The 13201-nt window shown below is 32.0% G+C and carries 16 protein-coding genes; 14 read left to right on the top strand and 2 right to left on the bottom strand.

The window, feature by feature from the left end:
• Nucleotides 1-30: 30 nt before the first annotated feature.
• From FLP_RS19950 to FLP_RS19890, 13 genes are all read left to right on the top strand, one after another.
• Complete coding sequence (locus FLP_RS19950) at nt 31-732, top strand: TPM domain-containing protein (RefSeq protein WP_065451259.1); 702 nt, start codon at nt 31-33, stop codon at nt 730-732.
• A gap of 38 nt (nt 733-770) precedes the next feature.
• A complete protein-coding gene (locus tag FLP_RS19945) occupies nt 771-1607 on the top strand; it encodes a DUF6929 family protein (RefSeq protein ID WP_065451258.1) in 837 nt (278 codons plus the stop codon).
• A gap of 482 nt (nt 1608-2089) precedes the next feature.
• Nucleotides 2090-2590 carry an RNA polymerase sigma factor gene (locus FLP_RS19940; RefSeq protein ID WP_065451257.1) on the top strand — a complete coding sequence of 167 codons (501 nt, stop codon included), beginning with the start codon at nt 2090-2092 and terminating at the stop codon, nt 2588-2590.
• Between the two features lie 2 nt (nt 2591-2592).
• A complete protein-coding gene (locus FLP_RS19935; RefSeq protein WP_065451256.1) occupies nt 2593-3534 on the top strand; it encodes a hypothetical protein in 942 nt (313 codons plus the stop codon).
• Between the two features lie 204 nt (nt 3535-3738).
• Nucleotides 3739-3933: a TonB-dependent receptor plug domain-containing protein gene (locus tag FLP_RS19930; protein WP_065451255.1), complete on the top strand. Its 195-nt coding sequence runs from the start codon at nt 3739-3741 to the stop codon at nt 3931-3933.
• 139 nt (nt 3934-4072) lie between these two features.
• Complete coding sequence (locus tag FLP_RS19925) at nt 4073-4660, top strand: LURP-one-related/scramblase family protein (RefSeq protein WP_065451254.1); 588 nt, start codon at nt 4073-4075, stop codon at nt 4658-4660.
• A gap of 113 nt (nt 4661-4773) precedes the next feature.
• The gene (locus FLP_RS19920) at nt 4774-5490 is read left to right on the top strand and encodes a 3-ketoacyl-ACP reductase (RefSeq protein ID WP_065451253.1); all 717 of its coding nucleotides are present in this window, start codon (nt 4774-4776) and stop codon (nt 5488-5490) included.
• A gap of 86 nt (nt 5491-5576) precedes the next feature.
• Nucleotides 5577-6086, top strand: a complete 510-nt coding sequence (locus FLP_RS19915; RefSeq protein WP_065451252.1) for a hypothetical protein — start codon at nt 5577-5579, stop codon at nt 6084-6086.
• Nucleotides 6087-6245: 159 nt separating this feature from the next.
• Nucleotides 6246-6707 (top strand): hypothetical protein, encoded by a 462-nt coding sequence (locus FLP_RS19910; RefSeq protein ID WP_123921690.1) that lies wholly within the window; start codon nt 6246-6248, stop codon nt 6705-6707.
• 631 nt (nt 6708-7338) lie between these two features.
• A complete protein-coding gene (locus FLP_RS19905; protein WP_065451250.1) occupies nt 7339-7710 on the top strand; it encodes a hypothetical protein in 372 nt (123 codons plus the stop codon).
• Between the two features lie 99 nt (nt 7711-7809).
• Entirely contained in the window at nt 7810-8382 is a 573-nt protein-coding gene (locus FLP_RS19900) for a hypothetical protein (protein WP_065451249.1), read from the top strand.
• A gap of 16 nt (nt 8383-8398) precedes the next feature.
• A complete protein-coding gene (locus tag FLP_RS19895) occupies nt 8399-9220 on the top strand; it encodes a hypothetical protein (RefSeq protein WP_065451248.1) in 822 nt (273 codons plus the stop codon).
• A 7-nt stretch (nt 9221-9227) separates the two neighbouring features.
• Entirely contained in the window at nt 9228-10040 is an 813-nt protein-coding gene (locus tag FLP_RS19890; RefSeq protein ID WP_065451247.1) for a hypothetical protein, read from the top strand.
• 172 nt (nt 10041-10212) lie between these two features.
• Here FLP_RS19890 and mtaB read toward each other — a convergent pair whose 3' ends face one another.
• Nucleotides 10213-11547 (bottom strand): tRNA (N(6)-L-threonylcarbamoyladenosine(37)-C(2))-methylthiotransferase MtaB, encoded by a 1335-nt coding sequence (mtaB, locus tag FLP_RS19885; RefSeq protein ID WP_065451246.1) that lies wholly within the window; start codon nt 11545-11547, stop codon nt 10213-10215.
• Between the two features lie 503 nt (nt 11548-12050).
• On the opposite strand from mtaB, the gene FLP_RS19880 reads away from it, so the two are divergent.
• A complete protein-coding gene (locus tag FLP_RS19880) occupies nt 12051-12569 on the top strand; it encodes a hypothetical protein (RefSeq protein WP_065451486.1) in 519 nt (172 codons plus the stop codon).
• A 102-nt stretch (nt 12570-12671) separates the two neighbouring features.
• Here the strand turns inward: FLP_RS19880 and FLP_RS19875 are convergent, their stop codons facing one another.
• A complete protein-coding gene (locus tag FLP_RS19875) occupies nt 12672-13199 on the bottom strand; it encodes a GNAT family N-acetyltransferase (protein ID WP_065451245.1) in 528 nt (175 codons plus the stop codon).
• Nucleotides 13200-13201 lie beyond the last annotated feature (2 nt).

Raw genomic sequence — 13201 nt, 5'->3', positions numbered from 1 at the left:
TTTCAAATAACATTATTGTAAAAACTATAAATGAAGAAAATCCGATTTCTAATTTTATTCTATTTAATTTTCACAAGCTTAAAATCAAATGGACAATCTATTTCAAATTTTTCATTAAAAATATGCGATTCTATTAAATCGGCTCATTCTGATACAATTAAACTGCAGCAAGCTGAAATATATTCCAAGTTTTTAGAAAAATATATTATCAATGAAAAAAAAGATTTGGATTTTTCCAATTGGAAAAATGCGGTTAATTCTATTAATTATAAACTAATAAGAGAACTAAACAAAACTTGTGATTCTTTTAAAATCAAGAATTCAGTTATTTTACCATTTTCAAATCTTGTTGAAATTGATTCAGTATTTTCACCTCAACAAAGCAGAAAAATTAATGATATCGCTAAAGAAATTAGAAATAAAAATAAAATGGAAATCATAATTCTATCAATTGATGAATTATATCCTGATAAAGACATTCAAAAATTTTCAATTAATAAACTTACAGAATGGAAAATTGGTGGAGTTCTTGAAAAGGGTGGCGCAATAATCGTTTTCAGTAAAAATTTAAAAAAAGTTGCAATATCAACAACTGAAATTGCAATGAAATATTTAACAAATAAAGATTGTGATAAACTAATTGTAGACTTTATGATTCCAAATTTTAAAAACAACAATTATTATGATGGAATATATAATTCATTAATTGAGATAAAAAATATTCTTAAATAAAATCATTTCTTATTACATAGCTTTCAAAACAAACATTCATGGAAAAATTCACATTAGAAATATTATTTCAAATCATAGGTATCGGTTCGGCATCAGGATTATTTTATAACAATGATGCACTTTATATTATTGGCGATAACAGCGGATTTTTATACGAATACAATATGCAGAATCAGCAATTAAATCAACACGCTTTAATTGATAATCCGTCGCAAAACATTCCGAAAAACATTAAACCCGATTTCGAATCGATCACGCATCATAATGATACTTTATATGTATTTGGTTCCGGTTCTACCGAAAACCGAAACAAAATGATCGAGTTTGATCTTAAAAACAAAACCATTTTACAAAAAAACAATCTCGTTGATTTATATGGTTTAATGCAAAGTTTTGGCGAAATAAAACCGGAAGATTTTAATCTCGAAGGTGCAATCTTCGATGGTGAAAACTGGTATTTATTCAATCGCGGAAACGGAGTTTCAAACAAAAACACCATTTTTACCATTCATGCTAAAAGTCTGGGCGAAGAATTTGCCTTGGTTGCTACCAATTATAAACTGCCAAAAATAAAAGGTGTTCGCTCCAGTTTTACCGATGCCATCTTGCTCGAAGACAAAATCTATTTCCTTTCTACCGCCGAAGACACCAAATCAACCTACGACGATGGTGAAATCCTGGGAAGCTTCATTGGCCGAATCGACCTTAAAACCATGAAAATAGATTTTACTCAAAAAATAACGTCAACCAATAAATTCGAAGGTCTAACTTTCTATAAAAAAGAAAATAACAAAATCGAGTTTTTATTGTGCGAGGATAATGATACGGATCTTTTAGAAACAAAGATTTTTAAGTTGGTTTTGCCGGTTAAGTAAATTTTATGAGACTTTGTGAATTTCTCTGTGAATCTCTGTGCCATTATTATAACACAAAGATTCACAAAGCTTTCGCAGAGATACGCAAAGATTATTGAAGATTACCAAAAAACGTAGAGGCGCAAAGCATCATGTCTCCCGCAAAGAATGTCAATTCGAATCGTTAATCTCGAATGAAAAAATTATTTGACCAACTGCAAAGATGGATTAAAATCCATCCCTACAATATAATCCGTTCCTCCGGAACTCTTTGTAAAATTCCGGAGCAATGACATAAACTGGTGAATATCTTTGCGGGAGACGCACTGCTGTGCGCCTCTACAATAAAACCTTTGCAACTTTGAACCTCTGTACCTTTGAAACTATGAACCTTTAAAAAAACTTTTTTTAACCTCCGTTCCAACCTTTTTATCTTTTCAACCCTCTTTAGTATAAAGACAACAATTGTGATAAACGAAACGCTAATTTCTAACTGCAAAAAAATGAACCGTGATGCCCAGCGTCAGGTTTATGAGCATATGGCTCCAAAATTGTATCGCCTCTGCAAACGATACCTCAAAAAGGAAGAAGAAATCGAAGAAGCTATGGCTGACGCTTTCTATACCATATTTACAAAACTGGAGCAGCTAAAAGAGGTTCTGGCTTTTGAGGCCTGGGCGCGCAAAATAACCGTAAATCATTGTTTGGCAACGATCAAGAAGCACACCAATTTCAATATGTATCTTGATGATGTCAAATTGCTTTCGCAACCTTTTACGGATGAGATTAATACATTAGAAGAAGAAGATTTACTCAATTTACTCAACCATATTCCAGACGGCTGCAAAACTGTTTTTAACCTTTTTGTAATTGAAGGTTTTGGACACAAAGAAATTGCCGCAATGCTAAACATTTCTGAAGGCACATCAAAATCACAATTGAATGCCGCCAAAACGAAGCTAAAGGATTTAGTAAATAAATTGTATTACCAAAAAGCAAAATAGTCATGGACAATCAAGATAAAATATTCAATAAATTTAAAGAAGCCGCAGAAAACTCGGAACAAAAAGATTTTCCCGGAATGGACAAAGTCTGGGCACGCGTGGAAGAAAAACTCGACAAAAAAGAAGATAAAAAAGCAATCTCGTTATGGAAAAAAATTGCCATCGCAGCTTCTCTTTTATTATTAATTTCAATAGGTTCTCAGTTTATAAAATCAGACAAAACAACAATTCAGAATTCTACAGTTGTTAATAAAGAAAAGATAAAACAAAACATTTTAGAGAATAATAAAGCTGTTGTTGCTTCAGATTCAGTACTAATTCCAAAACCGGAAGCGCTTAAAATTTTAGATAAGCAAGTTACCACTCAAAATAATGTAGCAGAAAATACCGCTTACGTTTCTGAGGCTACGGGAGCAGGAAGCGCAGATGCTATTATTAGTCAAGAACCTGCCAATGCACCTATACAAGCTGAGTATGCGCTAGAAGAAGATAATAATAATTTGAAAGATAAAGCGGCTCAAAACATAGATTATTCCAGAACTATAGAGAGAGAATCGGCTAAAGTTGCATTTGCTGATAAACAAACTCAGGTAGCTAAAAAAAGTGCTCCGCTAATTATTCTCAACGGAAATGCAATAGCACATAGCGACGACCAAAAAAGAGACAAAATGATGCAGGCCGAACTTCCTAATTTGCAACCTGAAAATGTAGATTCACTAGTTGTTCTGGACGCTCCATTATATATTATTGACGGAATTTATTATTCTGAAAATGATTTATTCGGCAAAAATCCCACAAGTCCTTATGCCCCTTTGAATAAACAGGAAATAAAAACCATAACTGTTCTTCAGGATCTTGAAGCCACATCAAAATATGGCGAAAAAGGCAAAAAAGGAGTGGTAATTATCACTACCAAAACAGGTAAGCCAACTCCTAAAAACTAAAAGAAAAAATCTAAAAAATCTTTGTCAAAGTGTAACGCTTTGACAAAGATAAAACGCATCATTTATTTCAAATTATCATCATGAAAAACGTAAAACTTATTTCATTAGCCCTTTCTATGCTTATATCTTTCGTTGCTAAAGCACAGGAAAAAACAACTACAAAAGATACATTGCAATCCATTTTAACCAATAAAATAATAATCTGTGCACCATCGGCCTCTTCTCAATGAGCCATTAACAATTCTGGACGGAATTGTAATAGATGCCAAACAATTTTCTAAACTAAACCCCAATGATATCGAAAGCATTCAGGTTTTAAAAGCTAATGATGCAACAGCTTTTTATGGAGAGAAAGCTATACATGGAGCTATTGTGATTAGATCAAAAAAGAAGGATTAAGCTTTAAATCATTACAATTCAAACCAATTTAATATTGATTTATTAACAAAATTATTTTTACATTTGATTTCCTTTTGAAAATCCTTCAAAATTTATTCAGATCAAAATTTTTATATAAATCAATATCAAACAAAATTTCATGAACCCAATTTTAAATCAGAATCTATTTCTTGTAAAAGAACATATCGGTATGTTTAAAGCCGCTAACAACTACGACATTTACAATCCGGAAAGCAATGAAATTATAATGAACTGCCGCGAGAATAACTTGGGCTTTTTTACCAAAATGTTACGCTTTACCGATTATAAAAGAATGACTCCTTTTGATATTGAAATTACTACGGCTTCGGGCGAAAAAATAATTTCTGTAAAACGTGGTATCGCATGGCTTCGTTCGACTGTTGAAGTTTTTGACGAAAAAGACCGTTTAGTGGGAACATTTAAACAAAAATTATTTTCGATTGGAGGAAAATTTGAAATTCTCGATAAAAACGAAAGAACTGCCGCCACGCTTCAGGGAAAATGGACAGGTTGGGATTTTAAATTCAGTCATGAAAACAAACAATTGGCCCAGGTAAGCAAAAAATGGGCAGGAATGGGTAAAGAGTTTTTTACCAGCGCTGATAATTATGTGCTACAAATTGAAGAAACTGTTGCGCCAGATAGTCCTTTAAGACAATTAATCCTTGCCGCTGTTATGTGCATCGACATGGTACTGAAAGAATAAATTGAAGTTGTTAAACTTAGATTAAGAAAATAACCGAAAGCATGATTTTAGGAAGCAAAAACTGTATTTTTGTGTTACTAAAATGATGCTTTTTGCATTTCAAAAAATAAATCATGACAGACTTAAAAAATAAAAATGCCTTAATTACAGGTGCAGGAAAAGGAATTGGAAAAGCAATTGCAATTGCACTTGCCAAAGAAGGAGTAAACGTAATTTTAGTTGCAAGAACTCAGGCAGATGTTGATCAATTGGCTGCTGAAACTGCTGCATTAGGTGTAAAATCCTTAGCTTTATCTGCTGACGTTTCTGATATTAATTCTATCAATAATGCTGTAGAAAAAGCTTTTGCAGAGTTTAAAAGCATAGACATTTTAATCAACAACGCCGGAATCGCTGCTTTTGGAAATTTCATGACATTGGAACCAACTGAATGGGAAAAAATTATTCAGGTAAACTTAATGGGCACTTACTACACAACCCGTGCAGTTTTACCTAATATGATCGAAAGACAAACTGGTGATATCATCAATATTTCGTCGACAGCGGGATTAAACGGAAATGCATTGACAAGTGCTTACAGCGCATCGAAATTTGCCGTTTTGGGATTGACTGATTCTTTAATGCAGGAAGTTCGTAAACATAATATTCGTGTTACGGCTTTAACACCGAGTACGGTTGCGACCGATTTGGCTTTAGATTTAAAATTAACGGACGGAAATCCGGATAAAGTAATGCAATCTGAAGATGTAGCCGAATTAATTATCGCTCAGCTGAAATTAAGCCGTCGCGTTTTCATTAAAAACAGCAGTATTTGGTCTACTAATCCTTAAAAATAAAATAAATAAACTTCAATCTTTTCAAATTCCAAATTCCAACCGCTCATCGAATTGGAATTTGGAATTTTAAAAAAAATAAAATGGAACAATATTTAAGACAATTAATATCAATAGAATTCACAGATAAAAAAGAACTTTTTACCGGATTTCTTATCGATTATTCTGACGACTGGATTTTACTGCGAAACAATCCTGAAGATTTTATACTGGATGGATTTGTGATTTTGAAGAACAAAAATATCGAAGCCATTCACAGAGATCAGGATCTTGCATTTACCGAAAAAGTAATTCGTTTAAAAGGTTTAAAAACAAATGCTGAGGATATTATCCCGATTAGAGATTTGAATTCGATCCTGAATTATGTAAATAACAAATACGGCATTTTTCAGATTTCGAAAAAATCAGCAAAATCAGCTTATTTAGGAAAACTGATCGAATTAAACGACGAGGAATTAACTATTGATTTTTTAGATATAAAAGGTCAGTTTGGTGGTGAATTGAGTTTTAATCCGCAAAAAATCAGAGTTATCGAGTTTGATACGGATTATATTAATTCGTTGAAATTAGTGATTCCGGAAGATCAGAAATAGAGTATGCATAAAACTATTCTATTATTCGCCGCCTTTCTTTTGATTTCCTGTTCACAAAAAAATAAATCCGAGAATCCCATAATCGAAAAATCAAAAAATGATTCTGTTTCGGTTAAACTTCAAGACAAAACTTCTCAAGCAGAAAAAACAATTAAACTCTTGATAGGTAAAAAAATTGAAGGTGACTTTGATGGTGACGGAAAAAATGAATTTGCGTTTGTTACCAAAACAAAAGAAGGTGAAGGAAATCCTATTGAAGACGGAACTCCTGACCAATACACGATTTCTTTTAGTAATTCAGCACTAAAACCCATTGTTATTGGCTGTTGCGAAGCTCAGCTTATTAACGAAGGAGATTTAAACCAAGACGGAAAAGATGATTTTTCAATCTTTCAGGCGCCTATGAACGGATGTACTTATTCGATGACAACCTATTCTTTGCAAAATTCAAACTGGAAACAAATTATAGAATCCTTTTTAATTCCAACTGGCTGCGAAGGATTTACAGCTGAAGATTTACAAAAAAGTATTTTCCTTGAAAATAAAACAGTTTATAAAATGGAAAGGGATCCTAATGACGAAAGTTTAAAATTGGTCCGAAAGAAAATTGAATTGAAATAAATGTCGCGAGTTTTTGCTATTCATTCTCTGAAATGGGTAATTCTAGAAGATCAGAAATAGAATTTATTCTAAATACAACTAACGTTTCAACTTTGACAAAGTTTTAAACCAAAGCTGCAAAGAACGTTCATTTTACGCAAAATAACCACAAAAATTGAATTTAAACTTTAACAAAGTTCTCGAAATCAGAAAGCACATTTTAAAGGGTTTTCTGATTTCGAGAACTTTTTTTATAACCATCTTCTAAAGCAAAATATAGCCTAAAATGACATTTGTAAGTCTTTTAAAGGCTTTATTTCCCAAACTTAAATCTGAAATTTGCACTCGTTAAAACAATAATGGCTTTCATTGGTTACATACTGCAATTGAAGACTTAAATGTTTTCTTATAGAGAACAGATTAAAAGAAATCGTAAAACTTAGTCTATTTTTTTAGTTGCAAATCATTAAGACATTTCACCAAAAAATTCAAAACAATGATATCTTACTGGCTCCTTTTTTTCTTCATCATAATTTTTTCAAGCTTACTAGTTGTAATTCTAATATTAGTTTTTCGTATAACTTCTTTCTCACAGTATAAGCGAACTATTGTTTTAACATTTCTAATTCCTGCCATTGGCCTATTTATTTATATGACTTTTGGATGCCTTAACATTTGTGTAGTCAAAAATAATGAAAACGTTAGCAGATATGTATTGGTATATAACACCACTTACAAACTTGAAAACGGAGTTATCTTAGCTGTAAACTTCCAAAACGAAGACTCTGCCTCCCTCATAATAAACGACACGGCAACTCCTTTGTTTTTTGATTTAATTGGCTACAGTAAAACAGGAAATACCTCAATAGAATATGGTCATAAAGATATTCTTCCATACAGTATAAATACTGTGACGCAATATCCGGATTATTTCTTTTCAGAGCCACCAGCAGAAATAACAGTCTCTGGCTCAAATTACGCTGCAACTAATTTAGTAATAGAAGGATGGCTCCATAAAAATTAATCATTAGTTATATCTAAAAGTGCCGCACATTTCTAACTATATCTATTTACATTTTTTTAAACGAAATAAATTTTTAAAATAAATTAAAAAGCCTAATATATGGAAACAAAATCAATACAGTTCCCAAGTAAAATCTATATAAATAAGCAAAAATTAAAAAATGAATCTATAATTTTTGGCTTGCTTACATTATCGTGCCTGTTTGGATTTTGGTACGGAACCGGAAAATTTTTTACTGAAAATTTCTATTATCCCAAATTGGTTATTTTTATGCCAATATGTTTTGTAATATTATTAATTGAAACGATCAAAAAGTATAAAATTGCATCAAATAATGAGGCAATAATGGCTCTTACAGAAAAAGGCATTGAGTTTTTTAATAAGGATTATACCGGAGTAGGTATTGTTCCCTGGACTGAAATTACTGGCGCAACAGAACTAGAAACTGGGAGTTCTTACTTTGGTTCTGCAAAGGTAAAAGAACTTTGCATTACTGTTAAAACACCTGCTTATTTTGATAAAATAGGAAATAGTACCCAAAAAAAGTTGATGAAATTTAATACCAAAAACAAAATCCAATCAATATTTAAAATTGAAGCAACAGTTTTAGATGTAGATACTATAAAGTTCAAAAAAACGATTTATCAAATGATCGAAAAAACTAATATTTAATTAATCCATAAAAGTCATGTTTTATTATCACAGTATTGTTTCAAAGCCTTTAACTTCGGTACTAATAGAAAAAGAGACTTGCCCGGTTTGCTCTAAAAAAGGAACTATCGAAGTTATATTATACATGAAATATGCAGCTGCAATAATCCCTATGTTTGGGCTAGGCAGACCAACCGCTGTACATTGTACCGAATGTGGTCATGAGATTAAATCAGTAAATACGCCTTTACTTGCTGAAGCATTTGGTCAAAAAAAATATTCTCCCGGAATAATTAATGCAATAAAAAACATTAAAGCCAATCATAAGCGCACACTCTGGCAATTACTTTATCCTTGGTCACTGTTAATTTTGCTGGGTTTATTATTTATTCTTGGTTTGTTAAAACAATACTCTGTTTCACATACCAATGCACAAACCAGCGAAATGCTTGCAAATCCAAAAATTGGAGACGTTTATAAGGTAAATATTGATTCTATGTTTTTGTTAAATGCAAATACCATGGGAAGTAAAAGATCACAAACCCTATTTAAAATCATAGATATAAAAAGTGACACTCTTTTGATGGTTCGCAGCAAATATAAAACAGAAGGAATTGGCGTTAAAGAAAGCGACTGGAGTTCTCTATCCCGAGAAGACAATGCGTTTGAGACTATTCCTTACAAAATAAGTTTAAAAGGAATTACTGAAAATAAAGAAGTATACGAATTCTTTAATCAAAAGAAAATTGATTCAATAAACAAAACAGATGTAGTAAAATCAATAAATCCTTTTCACTTTTCCAAATCAATTGGCCAAATTCCTAATTATAATGGAATTGAAATTGTAGAACGAAAATAACAACACTATGTTTTACATTATTAGCATTGTTACCAAGGCTCTAACCTCAAAACGATTAAGCGATGAGACTTGTCCGGTTTGTTTAAAAAAAGGTTGCCTCGAAGTAACGTTATATTCGAGATATGCTAAGGCAATCATTCCTTTTCTATCAATGGGCAGTCCGACTAGTGTACATTGTACCGAATGTGGTCATGAAATAAAATCAGTCAATGCTACTTATTTTGATAAAAAAGAATATACGCCTGGAATACTGAATGGTATAAAAGACATTAAGGCCAGTCGCAAACACTCTCTTTTTCAATTTATTAATCCTGTGACTGTTTTTATTATATTGGGATTAGCACTTATTTATGGTTTATTTTCACTTTGGTCTTTTAAAAACACTAATACACATATTAATGAGTTGCTTAAAAATCCTAAAGTTGGAGATGTTTATAAAGTTAATATGGATTCAACGTTATTAACGCCCGACGGAAGAGCTACCCAAAATAAGAGTTTTCAAACTTTATTTAAAGTTATAAATATAAAAAATGATACGCTTTTAATGGTTAGCAATAAGCATAAAAGCGAAGGAATAGGTGTCAGCGAAAATGATTGGAATTCTCTATCCCGGGAAGATAATGCTTTCGAAACTATACCTCATAAAATAAGTATGAAAGGAATTACAGAAAAAAAGGAAATATTCGAATTCTTCAATCAAAAGAAGATTGATTCAATAAATAAGACAGATGAAGTAAAGTCTACAAATCCTTTTCATTTTTCTGCATCAATTGGTAAAGTACCGAATTATAATGGAATCGAAATAGTAGAACGAAAATAGCATTACTAGTAAAAAACAAAAACGCTCTTTAATAAAGGGCGTTTTGTTTTTATTGTCTTTTAGCTAAGAGACAAATCACAATCGTGACTCGACAAAGATCAGGGATATTCTTTGCGGAATTTCTAGTGTGATTTCTTTCTTCGGTCGAAATACTATATCTTAAAAATACATTCTAAGCTTCCGCCAATTTTTTTATAAAATCTAAACGAACACTTCCATCTTCATCAATTTTAGTCAAATTAATTTCTTGCAGCGTATTTACTAACTCCGGATTCCAGGGTGTTTTTACTTTTACATAATTTTCGGTAAAACCATGAATGTATCCTTCTTTATTTTCGCTTTCGAACAAAACCGTTCTGTTAGATCCCAATTGACTTTCGTAAAAAGCACGGCGTTTTTTAACGGATAATCCGCGTAGCATTTTGCTTCGTTTTGCTCTTACGTTGGCCGGAACTCTTCCTGGCATATCTGCAGCTTCGGTATTGTCCCTTTCAGAATACGTGAATACGTGTAAGTACGAAATATCCATTTCATTAAGAAAATGATACGTTTCTAAGAAATGCTCATCGGTTTCACCGGGAAATCCAACAATCACATCAACACCAATACAAGCGTGTGGCATTACTTCGCGAATTTTGTTTACTCGTTCTGTATATACTTCACGTAAATAACGACGTTTCATTAATTTTAAAATATCATTGCTTCCTGATTGCAACGGAATATGAAAATGAGGTACAAAGGTTCTGCTTTTAGACACAAATTCTATTGTTTCATTTTTCAATAAATTAGGTTCTATTGATGAAATTCTCAAACGTTCGATTCCATCCACCTTATCCAAAGCCTGAACTAAATCCAGAAAAGTATGTTCGTGTTTTTTGTTCCCAAATTCTCCTTTTCCGTAATCACCAATATTTACTCCGGTTAAAACAATTTCTTTGATATTTTGAGCCGAAATCTCTTTAGCATTTTGCAATACATTTTCAAGAGCATCACTTCTTGAAATTCCTCTTGCTAACGGAATCGTACAATAGGTACATTTATAATCGCAACCGTCCTGAACCTTCAGGAAAGCGCGGGTTCTGTCTCCAATAGAATAACTACCTACATAAAAATCGGCTTCGGCAATTTCGCAGGAGTGAACCTCACCCATGTCGTTTTTACTCAAATCATTAATATAATCGGTAATTTTAAATTTTTCGGTAGCACCAAGAACCAAATCAACGCCATCAACTGCAGCTAATTCTTCTGGTTTTAATTGTGCGTAGCAGCCTACTGCCGCTACAAAAGCTTTATCGTTAAGTTTCATTGCTTTTTTTACGACCTGCTTAAATTGCTTATCAGCATTCTCTGTAACGGAGCATGTATTGATAACATAAATGTCTGCAATTTCTTCAAAATCAACACGATCAAAACCTTCGTCATTAAAATTTCTGGCGATTGTAGATGTTTCTGAAAAATTCAGTTTGCAACCAAGCGTGTAAAAGGCAACTTTTTTTCTGTTTTCCATGGGAATAAACTACGTTTTAAGTAGTAAGATATTATATTTACATCTCTTTTAAAGAGTTTGCAAATTTACGTACAATATTCTTTAAAATAAAATCAATAATATACTATATATCAATATTTTGCAGCAAACCAATATTTTAAACTGTCATAAAAAACTATCAATTAGCGGTCACAAGCCATGAAAATTTTGTTTTAGTAAAAATGATGTTTTCTTTTCGATAAGAATAAAATGACAAAAACATCGATTAAATGCAAATATCATCGATTAAATACATTTTTTTGCGTATTAAATTGAAATTTTCTTACATTTAGCTTTGTTTAATTCGTTCATTAAAAATAATTTTACTTCCTGCAAAAGCAGTGAACAAAAATTATATTATTTAAACAATAATTTGCGCATAACAATTTTGTTTTTCCCTCGTTATGTTGTTGTTTTGTTGTTATAAAAAATGGGAAGGCCGAAAACCAGAAAGAGTAGGCAAAAATTATAAATTAAAACTCCATATGAAAGCATTTTTACCCACAATCTGCTTGATGTTCTTAACCATTTTTAGCTCGCAAGCGCAAACTGCTGCTCCAGCTGCTAATCCATTTCCATCTATTAGTACATTGACAACTTGGGCGAGCTTAAATTCTCAATCTCAATTTGATATTGCAATTCGTGCGGTTGGATTTAAATTTGAAGTAAAAGAACCAGGTGAAGGCTCAACAGCTTACACTTATATTCGTAAAGTAACTGTAAATGAAGTAAACTATACTGATAGAATTGTTTACAGAATTACAAGTAATAATTCAGCAAGTATTATTTCGTTAGTAACAGCTTCTACTGATTTAGTTAGTTTGTACACACCACAATTGTCAACTTTTAAGAACAACAATTGTAAAACTGAAATGTCTAAAGACAAAAACACTACTTGTACTTGTTACGAAAGTGCGAATTTTGCAATCGATCTTTGCGACGAGCGTGTAAAACTTACAATGGGTGACGGAAATAAATACTTTGTTTCTGTAGCTAAAAAATAATCTAATATTTAGATATTAGAAAAACTACGAGCTGTTTTCCAAATCTTTGTGAATCTTAAACGAGATTAAGTTTACAAAGATTTGGAACGCATTTCTTAGGTTTTATAGGTTTGGATTTTTTAGTTCGTACCAAACTTCCACTTCTCCTTCATATTCAAAAGAATTTACGTATTGCAAACCAAGCTTTTCTAGAATTCTTCTGGAGTTTTCATTTCCTGCATCTGCATACGCGTAAATCGCATCTACCTCCATTACGTTAAAAGCGTGATTTATAAAAGCTTTACCAGCTTCGGTAGCGTATCCTTTTCCCCAATGTTTTTCGATAAAACGATATCCTATTTCATAAAAGTCTTTATGATTGTTGATTTCATTGGTAATAAATTTTATTCCGGACCAGCCTATAAACTCATTCGTTTCTTTTAAGATCACAGCCCAACGACCTGTTCCAAAATTCTTGTATTGTTGCTGAACCAATTCAATATAAGCCCGACTTTCGTCAATATGCGTAATAGGTTTATTCCCTACATAGGTATGCACATTTGGATTAGATTCCAATTCGAACATTCCAATATCATCTGTAGAAATAAATTCTCTAAGTATCAAACGTTCTGTTTGTATTGGATCTTTCATCG

The organism is Flavobacterium piscis, assembly GCF_001686925.1.
In the GTDB taxonomy this organism is placed as follows: Bacteria; Bacteroidota; Bacteroidia; order Flavobacteriales; family Flavobacteriaceae; genus Flavobacterium; species Flavobacterium piscis.
Note: the sequence above shows the minus strand (reverse complement) of the source record. Positions and strands in the feature narration are given on the sequence as shown.

What these genes read in the sequence shown, in the direction of transcription:
- FLP_RS19950 (WP_065451259.1), top strand. Translation starts at nt 31, where the DNA reads ATGAAGAAAATCCGATTTCTAATTTTATTCTATTTAATTTTCACAAGC.
- FLP_RS19945 (WP_065451258.1), top strand. Translation starts at nt 771, where the DNA reads ATGGAAAAATTCACATTAGAAATATTATTTCAAATCATAGGTATCGGT.
- FLP_RS19940 (WP_065451257.1), top strand. Translation starts at nt 2,090, where the DNA reads ATGAACCGTGATGCCCAGCGTCAGGTTTATGAGCATATGGCTCCAAAA.
- FLP_RS19935 (WP_065451256.1), top strand. Translation starts at nt 2,593, where the DNA reads ATGGACAATCAAGATAAAATATTCAATAAATTTAAAGAAGCCGCAGAA.
- FLP_RS19925 (WP_065451254.1), top strand. Translation starts at nt 4,073, where the DNA reads ATGAACCCAATTTTAAATCAGAATCTATTTCTTGTAAAAGAACATATC.
- FLP_RS19920 (WP_065451253.1), top strand. Translation starts at nt 4,774, where the DNA reads ATGACAGACTTAAAAAATAAAAATGCCTTAATTACAGGTGCAGGAAAA.
- FLP_RS19915 (WP_065451252.1), top strand. Translation starts at nt 5,577, where the DNA reads ATGGAACAATATTTAAGACAATTAATATCAATAGAATTCACAGATAAA.
- FLP_RS19905 (WP_065451250.1), top strand. Translation starts at nt 7,339, where the DNA reads ATGACTTTTGGATGCCTTAACATTTGTGTAGTCAAAAATAATGAAAAC.
- FLP_RS19900 (WP_065451249.1), top strand. Translation starts at nt 7,810, where the DNA reads ATGGAAACAAAATCAATACAGTTCCCAAGTAAAATCTATATAAATAAG.
- FLP_RS19895 (WP_065451248.1), top strand. Translation starts at nt 8,399, where the DNA reads ATGTTTTATTATCACAGTATTGTTTCAAAGCCTTTAACTTCGGTACTA.
- FLP_RS19890 (WP_065451247.1), top strand. Translation starts at nt 9,228, where the DNA reads ATGTTTTACATTATTAGCATTGTTACCAAGGCTCTAACCTCAAAACGA.
- mtaB (WP_065451246.1), bottom strand. Translation starts at nt 11,547, where the DNA reads ATGGAAAACAGAAAAAAAGTTGCCTTTTACACGCTTGGTTGCAAACTG.
- FLP_RS19880 (WP_065451486.1), top strand. Translation starts at nt 12,051, where the DNA reads ATGAAAGCATTTTTACCCACAATCTGCTTGATGTTCTTAACCATTTTT.
- FLP_RS19875 (WP_065451245.1), bottom strand. Translation starts at nt 13,199, where the DNA reads ATGAAAGATCCAATACAAACAGAACGTTTGATACTTAGAGAATTTATT.